The following is a 7,798-nucleotide window of genomic DNA, read 5'->3' as shown; positions in this document are numbered from 1 at the left end:
CGACGACCATCGCGAAAACCGGGAGCCACCGCATAGCGGGTCAATTCCCAGATGTTTGGACCCGACGGCGGCGTTCCTTCGGAAAGATCGGTCAAGACCTCGGTCAGCAGATGTGGCCGCGTCGTCGGCAACATCCTCTGATAACCCGCCACTTCACCGCCCCTGATGACGATCTGATGGACCGCCTCGTCGTGATCGAACTGGTCGAGTTCGAGCCCATCGGGGCGCCTGAGGTCATCCCACCCCATCTCCTCGACGAATATCTTGTAGCGCAAACGATGGACGGCCTCCCAAAGGTCGGGACGTTCCATCAATTCCTGGGTTGTAAGGGAAAAAAGCATTCCGCCGTCTCCTGCGTTCAGAGGAAGATACGGCCGTGCTTTGATGAGAAAATTGCGTGATCGCGTAGGCAAGGATTTCAGGTCGGCACGGCCGACCTAACTAATGTAGCCGCGCCGTATCGCTTCCGCGACGGCCTGCACCCTGTTGACGGCACCTAGTTTGCTTTTGGCGTTAAGAAGATGTTTCTCCGAGGTGTGTTCGGAAATGCCGAGGATTTGCGAAATCTCCCATTCGGACTTGCCGACGGCGGCCCATTGCAGGCATTCGCGCTCGCGCGGCGTCAGCACGATATGATCGATGGTCTTGTTCGCCATGGTGTGGAGTTGCATGGCGCGGCCAACCGCGTAGGTCGAGACCAGCGACACCTGGCCGAATTCGGCGGCGGACAATTCCACGGCCTCGCCGCCCAGCGACACCATGACGATCTGGCCGTCGAGCGTGATCAGCGGAAAGGCCAACCCATCGCGCAGTTTGAAGGCGCCGGCATCGCCCATCACCTCGCCGCTGCTCTTGTCTATGCGGATGCCTTGGGACGCTTCGTGCCACTGGAAGGGCGCCTGCAACTGTTTCATATGGCTGACGACCGGGTCATGATCGACATAGTTGCGCGCGACATAGCGCTCCAGCCACTCGCCAGGCCAATCGCAGAGAAGCACATGCTGCTTTTGCTGGCCGGCCGGCGTGCCTGGCTGCGGGACGGTTCCCGCCATCAGTGCGGTGAGACCGAAATCCGATGTTATGCCCAGCAGCCTTTCGCAGACCGCCGCCGCCGTTGCGGCGTGCTGCAGTTGGTCTATGTATTCCAGCGTGCGATCGAACTGACCCATCGCAACATCAACCCCATGTTGCCTTGTGCATTGCGGCCAATGATGCGTGCCTGATCTACACTTCGCCACCGACCACGGATTGCAAATCGCATACTTATTTTGTGGCTCCCTCTCATCGAGGCGACCGAAGCTGATTTGCAAACCGGCTAAATCATATCCTGAAATCGGCGTGTTGAAATCAAAAACCATTGTGCCTGTACCATTTTCGTACCAAAACCGGTGCGAGCACGACTGTGGCGGAGTTTTATCTTGGCGTTCCGGTGGAGGTCCTTCGCCTTTGCGATGCTGATCGGGTTGCTGTCGTTCGCCGACGGTGCGCGCGCCGCGGCGCCTCAGGTTCCGGTGCTGTGGGATGCCAAGGAGCGGCTGCCCAAGCCAGACCTTTCGAAGCTGCCCCGGCTGAGATTCCTCACCACCACGGACTTCCCGCCTTTCAACTTCCTCGACGGTGCGGGAAAGCTGTCCGGCTTCCACATCGATCTGGCACGCGCGATCTGCGCCGAGCTTGGCATTGTCGAAAAATGCCAGATCCAGGCCCTGCCCTGGGCCGAGCTGGAAGGCGCACTGCGGAAAGGCGAAGGCGAGGCGATCATCGCCGGCATCGCCGCCACACCGGAATCGCGCGCGACCTACGCCTTCTCACGCTCCTATCTGCAGTTTCCGGCGCGCTTCATCATGCCGAAGGGCAAGGCGCTGACCGAGCCCGTCTTTGACAAACTGCACGGCAAGCGTGTCGGCGTGATATCAGGCTCGGCGCATGAGCGCATGCTGCGCGACTATTTCAACACGGTCCAGGTCGTCCCTTTCGACAGGCCGGAAGAACTGTATGCCGATCTCAAGGCCGGCAAGGTCGACGCCGCCTTCGGCGACGGCATGCGCCTGGCTTTCTGGCTGGGCGGCTCGGACGCGGCGGGCTGCTGCCGCTTTGCCGGCGGGCCCTATCTGGCGCCCGAATATCTGGGCACTGGCATGGCCATCGCCACCAAGGCGGACAATCCGGCGCTGGCCGCAGCGATCGACTACGCGCTGCAGGAAATTTCAATGAAAGGCACGTTCGCCGAATTTTATCTGCGCTATTTCCCCGTCAGTTTTTTCTAAAGCCAAGGACTTTCAGGTCAGGGTACGCAGCCGCGCCTTGGCCGCGCGGCCGATGGCAGCAACCGTCAGCGTGTCGAGATCGAGCTGACGCCGGATCAGCTGCAGCACCCGCACCTCTTCCATGCGCATTTCGAGGTCGACGGCGGCAACCTCGAAGGCGGCGGCATAGGCGGTGTCGCGCAGCCGCTCGGGCAAGACCTCGGCGACTTCGGCCAGCACGCCCTCCAGCCCATCCTTTTCGTGCAGGCGCTTCTGGCAGTCCTGGGCGACGCCGACCAGCCTGTCGTGGTTGAAGTCCTCGAACACCGGCCAGGAGCGGACGACCTCGCCGATCCGCGCCAGTTCAACATCGGTCATGTCGCGGTCGGAGGCCGAGGTGATGACCATCAGATAGATCAGGGCTTCATGAGGTGTCGGCAATTTTTTCTCCTTGAACCGGGCCTCGAAGTTAGGAACGCCCGTTCTGCACCGCAAGGAAAAAGCGCCGCACGCGTTGACGCTCCGGCGCTGCACGCCTAGAGACCGGTTGAAAAACCCTTGCTGCGGCCCGCCTTCGGGCCGGCAGATGATTTGGAAAACTGTGACATGGCGGGATCAAACATCATCGATCTCAACCCCGAGCTGCTGGCGGCCGCGACCGAAAGCAAGGCGTGGCCGTTCGAGGAAGCCAAAAAGATCATCGAGCGCTACAAAGGCGCCGACTTTCCGCAAACAGTCCTGTTCGAGACCGGCTACGGGCCGTCCGGCCTGCCGCATATCGGCACGTTCGGCGAGGTGGCGCGCACCTCGATGGTGCGCCATGCCTTCCGTGTCCTGACGCAGGACAAGGTCGCGACCAAGCTGCTGTGCTTTTCCGACGATATGGACGGCATGCGCAAGATACCCGACAGCGTGCCGGACCGCGCCGCACTCGAGCCGCATCTGCACAAGCCGCTATCGTCGGTCCCCAACCCCTTCGGCGGCGACTATGCGAGCTTCGCCGACCACAACAATGCGATGCTCTGCCGCTTCCTCGACACGTTCGGCTTCGACTACGAGTTCGCCAGCGCGACGCAATACTACAAGGCCGGCCGTTTCGACGCGATGCTCAAGCGCGCTGCCGAGCGCTATGAGCAGATCATGGCGGTGATGCTGCCGACGCTCGGGCCCGAGCGGCAGGCGACCTACAGCCCGTTCCTGCCGATCTCGCCGAAGAGCGGCCGCGTGCTTTACGTGCCCATGAAGCATGTCGACGCCAAAGCCGGCACCATCACCTTCGACGACGAGGGCACCGAGACCACGCTTTCGATCACCGGCGGCCGCGTGAAGCTGCAGTGGAAGCCGGATTTCGGCATGCGCTGGGCAGCGCTTGGCGTCGATTTCGAAATGTTCGGCAAGGACCACCAGACCAATGCGGTGGTCTACGACCGTATCTGCAACATTCTGGGCGGACGGGCGCCGGAGCATTTCGTCTACGAACTGTTCCTCGACGAGAATGGCCAGAAGATCTCGAAGTCGAAGGGCAACGGGCTGACCATCGACGAGTGGCTGACCTATGCGCCGACCGAAAGCCTCGGGCTCTACATGTACCAACGGCCGCGGCAGGCCAAGAAGCTGTATTTCGACGTCATCCCGCGGGCCGTGGATGAATACTACACGTTCCTCGCCGCCTATCCCCGCCAGGACTGGAAGGAGCGGCTGGGCAACCCGGTCTGGCATATGCATGACGGCAACCCGCCCGCGATCGACATGCCGGTGCCGTTCTCTCTGCTGCTCAATCTGGTCAGCGCTTCCAACGCGCAGAACAAGGATGTGCTGTGGGGATTCATTTCACGTCATACGCAAGGCGTGACGCCGGCGACGCATCCAGAGCTCGACCGGCTGGTCGGCCATGCGATCCGCTATTTCGACGATTTCGTGAAGCCGACGAAAACCTTCCGGCCCGCCGACGAGGTCGAGCGCGAAGCGCTGGCAGCGCTCGACGAAGCACTTGGCGCGCTGCCGGCGGACGCCAGCGGCGAAGCGATCCAGAACGCCTCGCTCAACGTCGCACGCAGGATCGAGCGCTATCAGGATCATTCCAAGCAGAGCCCGGAAGGCGGCCCCGGCGTATCGGGCGCCTTCTTCCAGATGATCTACCAGGTGCTGATCGGCCAGGAGCGCGGCCCGCGCTTCGGCTCGTTCGCAGCACTCTACGGCGTTGCCGAGACGCGTGCGCTCATTGAGCGGGCGCTGGCTGGTCAGCTGGCTTGAGCACGCCGTCGACCTCTTCCAGGATCGAACCCGGCGCCTGAGGTGCCGGGCCTGGCGCGGCCGGCATCGCCGGCATGCCGGACAGATCAGGCGCCGATCCGAAAATGCCCTTCCTGCCCGTGCGCGCCTTGTCGCCGGCCTCGACATAGGGGCCGCCCTTGGCGGCGCGCGCCCAGCCATTTTCGACCAGCCACTGACCGACATCCTGCTTGCCGATCCGGCACTCGGCTGCGATCAGGTCGCGGCCGCCCTGCGGCGGCACCGTGCAGACCACCGCGCGGCCGCGCAGGAAGGCGCGGAACGCTGTCCTCGCCCGGACACCGCACGGCCAGGACTTGCCGTCCTCGCTGCAAATCTCGTCCTGCCTGACGATGTCGATGCCGGAAACCGCGACCGAGTAGCCCTTCGCCTCGATCAAGCCGGCGGCCGGCGCAACCGGCTGGAACAGCTTTGTGCCGTTCCAGTCGTCAGGCATTTTCGGCTTGGGCGGCACGGCCAGCGCGAGTTTGCTCAGCGGCTCGCGCGGCTCGATCCGTTCAAGCCCGTCGGCGGGCAGTTCCGGCGGCGCGACGATTTCGGGATCGATCGCCCTCGAATGCGTCGCCGGCTTCGGCGGCTGCGGAGCTGCAATGGCCGATGTAGCCGGCTCCTCGGGCAGCGTCCCGGCAGCCTGCTGCGCCATCGCATCGGCGCCCGGATCAAGCTGGTCCACGGTGATGACGCTTTCACTACCTTTCAGAGTGCGACCGCCAGTGACGACGATGGCTGCCATCACAGGGACCATCAGAACCGCCAGCGCGTGATGGAGAAGCCGCACCAGCTTAACCTATTGGCTTGCCCAGACAATCCGCGCCACCCATTCGACATCGCGCATGGGAATATCGCGGTCGGGATGATCGGGATTGAGCGAGACCAGCGCAATCGACCTGACGGTCTGGCGCTCGAGCACCTTGGCCATCACTTCGCCTGATGTGGTCTTGACGACGACGCGATCGCCCTTGCGGGTAACGGCGCCCGGTTCGACGATGAGGACGTCGCCATTGCGGTAGAGCGGCAGCATGGAATCGCCCTGCACCTGCAAAGCATAGGAACTCTCGGTCGATTGCGTCGGCAGTTCGATCAGATCCCAGCCCTGCCCGGCTGGAAAGCCGGCATCGTCGAAGAAGCCGCCGGCGCCGGCCTGGGCAAAGCCGAGCAGCGGCACGGAGCTTCGGCGGGCGACCGAAGCCGCATGGCTGGCCCCGGCCCGACCTTCAATCAAACCGGTGAATTCGTCGAGGGAGGCGCCCGTTGCCTCCATGATCTTTGCCAGTGATTCGGTCGAGGGCCAGCGCGGCCGGCCATCCGACGACAGGCGCTTCGACTTGTTGAAGGCGGTGGAATCGAGCCCCGCACGCTTGGCCAGCCCCGAGGCCGAAAGCGAATAGCGCTCGGCAAGAGCATCAATGGCAGCCCAGACACGGTCATGCGAGAGCATGTGTCGCTCTCCTTTGAACAGGAAAAAATACCTTCCCTGTTCTAACCCCGGACCGCCATCTTGTCCACAGTGCAAGGCTTACTCACGCCGCTTTCCTGGTCTCGCCTTTCGCATAGGGATCGAAGCGCTGATAGAATCTCTCACCCTTCTCGGCCATGTCGAGCAGCAGCTTGGGCGCCTTGAACTCGGCGCCGTATTTCTTCTGCAGGTTTCTGGCGATCTTGACGAACGCCTTGGCGCCGATGCCGTCGATGTAGGACAGCGCACCGCCGGTATAGGGCGCGAAGCCGAAGGCGAGGATCGAGCCGACATCGGCCTCGCGCGGGTCGGTGACGATGCCTTCTTCCATCACCCGTGCCGCTTCCAGCGCGATGGTGACCAGAAGCCGCTGCTGCAGCTCCTCATAATCGACCTTCTCGGGCGCAAGCTGCGGATAGAGCGCCTTGAGGCCCGGCCACAGCTTCTTCTTGGCGGGCTTTGCCGGATAATCGTAAAAACCCTTGCCATTCTTGCGGCCGAAGCGGCCGTGATCGTCGACCATGGTGTTGATCAGCGCCATCTGCTTGGGATCGACCGCCTTGTCGCCCAAATCCCTGATGGTCTGCTTCATGATCTTCTGGGCAAGGTCGATGGCCGTTTCGTCGGTCAGTGCCAGGGGGCCGACCGGCATGCCGGCTGCCTTCGCCGCGTTCTCGATCATCGGCGCGGGCACACCTTCGATCAGCATCTTGTAGGCTTCCGACATGTAGCGCAGCACGCAGCGGTTGACGTAGAAGCCGCGCGTGTCGTTGACGACGATCGGCGTCTTCTTGATGGCGCGAACGAAGTCGATCGCGGTGGCCAGCGCCTTGTCGCCGGTCTTCTTGCCCAAAATGATCTCGACCAGCATCATCTTGTCGACCGGCGAGAAGAAATGGATGCCGATGAAATTCTTCGGCCGCGCCGAATTCTTGGCCAGCGACGAGATCGGGATGGTGGAGGTGTTCGACGCGAAGATCGCCGATGGCTTCAACACGGCTTCCGCCTGTTCGGTGGCGCTCTTCTTGACGCCCGAATCCTCGAACACCGCCTCGACCACCAGATCGCAGCCGGCAAGGTCGGCGTAGTCCGCCGTCGGCGTGATCAGCGACAGCAGTTTGTCCTTGTCCTCCGGCTTGGCGCGGCCCTTCTTGACCTGATCCGAGACCAGGCTGTCGGAATGCGCCTTGCCCTTGGCGGCCGACTCCAGATCACGGTCGAGCAGCACCACCGGGATGCCGGCCTTGGCGGTGACATAGGCGATGCCGGCGCCCATGAAGCCGGCGCCGAGAATGCCGATCTTCTTGAACTTGGTTTCGGGCACGCCGGCCGGGCGGCGGGCGCCCTTGTTCAGTTCCTGCAGCGACACAAACAGCGAGCGGATCATCGCCGCCGCTTCCCTGGTCTGCATGATCTCGGTGAAATAGCGCTGCTCGATGCGCAAGGCGGTGTCGAACGGCACCAGCAGGCCTTCATAGACGCATTTGAGGATCGCGGCGGCGGCCGGATAGTTACCATAAGTCTCGCGGCGCAGGATGGCGATCGCCGGCGGCCACAGATTGAAACCGGCCGGCGAATAGATCTGGCCGCCTGGCAGCTTGAAACCTTTCTCGTCCCATGGCGCCACCGGCTTCAGCCCATTCCTGATCATCGCCTTGGCGGTCTCGACCAACCTGGCCGGCTCGGCGATCTCATGGATCAGGCCCATCGACTTGGCCTTCTGCGGCGACAGCGTCTGGCCGGAGGTCAGCATCTGCAACGCCTGCTGCTGATCGGTCAGCCGCGGCACGCGCTGGGTGCCGCC

Annotated in this window: 8 protein-coding genes; 2 read left to right on the top strand and 6 right to left on the bottom strand. The window is 63.0% G+C overall.

Annotation, left to right across the window (positions count from 1 at the left end):
- The coding region (locus tag EN991_RS14780; RefSeq protein WP_127369027.1) for an acyl-homoserine-lactone synthase at positions 1-341 on the bottom strand (341 nt) is incomplete at its 3' end.
- Between the two features lie 96 nt (positions 342-437).
- On the bottom strand, positions 438-1,169 hold the full coding sequence (locus EN991_RS14775) for a LuxR family transcriptional regulator (protein WP_024503165.1): 732 nt from the start codon (positions 1,167-1,169) through the stop codon (positions 438-440).
- Positions 1,170-1,418: 249 nt separating this feature from the next.
- On the opposite strand from EN991_RS14775, the gene EN991_RS14770 reads away from it, so the two are divergent.
- The gene (locus tag EN991_RS14770; protein WP_063170010.1) at positions 1,419-2,267 is read left to right on the top strand and encodes a transporter substrate-binding domain-containing protein; all 849 of its coding nucleotides are present in this window, start codon (positions 1,419-1,421) and stop codon (positions 2,265-2,267) included.
- A 12-nt stretch (positions 2,268-2,279) separates the two neighbouring features.
- On the opposite strand, the gene EN991_RS14765 is transcribed toward EN991_RS14770, so the two are convergent.
- The gene (locus tag EN991_RS14765) at positions 2,280-2,687 is read right to left on the bottom strand and encodes a tellurite resistance TerB family protein (RefSeq protein WP_013533653.1); all 408 of its coding nucleotides are present in this window, start codon (positions 2,685-2,687) and stop codon (positions 2,280-2,282) included.
- 165 nt (positions 2,688-2,852) lie between these two features.
- On the opposite strand from EN991_RS14765, the gene EN991_RS14760 reads away from it, so the two are divergent.
- Positions 2,853-4,499, top strand: coding sequence for a lysine--tRNA ligase (locus EN991_RS14760; RefSeq protein ID WP_063170009.1), 1,647 nt, complete (start codon positions 2,853-2,855; stop codon positions 4,497-4,499).
- Here EN991_RS14760 and EN991_RS14755 read toward each other — a convergent pair.
- The 3 genes from EN991_RS14755 to EN991_RS14745 form a co-directional block, all read right to left on the bottom strand.
- Complete coding sequence (locus tag EN991_RS14755) at positions 4,465-5,316, bottom strand: thermonuclease family protein (RefSeq protein WP_348629878.1); 852 nt, start codon at positions 5,314-5,316, stop codon at positions 4,465-4,467. The two genes, EN991_RS14760 and EN991_RS14755, sit on opposite strands and share 35 nt — an antisense overlap.
- A gap of 9 nt (positions 5,317-5,325) precedes the next feature.
- Complete coding sequence (locus tag EN991_RS14750) at positions 5,326-5,976, bottom strand: helix-turn-helix transcriptional regulator (protein WP_013533656.1); 651 nt, start codon at positions 5,974-5,976, stop codon at positions 5,326-5,328.
- Positions 5,977-6,058: 82 nt separating this feature from the next.
- Positions 6,059-7,798 (bottom strand): 3-hydroxyacyl-CoA dehydrogenase NAD-binding domain-containing protein (locus EN991_RS14745; RefSeq protein ID WP_127369026.1); only part of this gene is annotated, 1,740 nt, incomplete at its 5' end.

The sequence above is a fragment of the Mesorhizobium sp. M7A.F.Ca.US.005.03.2.1 genome (genome assembly GCF_003997795.1).
Taxonomy (GTDB): domain Bacteria; phylum Pseudomonadota; class Alphaproteobacteria; order Rhizobiales; family Rhizobiaceae; genus Mesorhizobium; species Mesorhizobium ciceri.
The sequence above is the reverse complement of the archived record's forward strand: the minus strand, read 5'-3'. Positions and strand labels throughout refer to the sequence as shown.

Excerpts from the sequence above, each read along its gene's own strand:
- EN991_RS14775 (WP_024503165.1), bottom strand. The coding sequence starts at position 1,169 with ATGGGTCAGTTCGATCGCACGCTGGAATACATAGACCAACTGCAGCAC.
- EN991_RS14760 (WP_063170009.1), top strand. The coding sequence starts at position 2,853 with ATGGCGGGATCAAACATCATCGATCTCAACCCCGAGCTGCTGGCGGCC.
- EN991_RS14750 (WP_013533656.1), bottom strand. The coding sequence starts at position 5,976 with ATGCTCTCGCATGACCGTGTCTGGGCTGCCATTGATGCTCTTGCCGAG.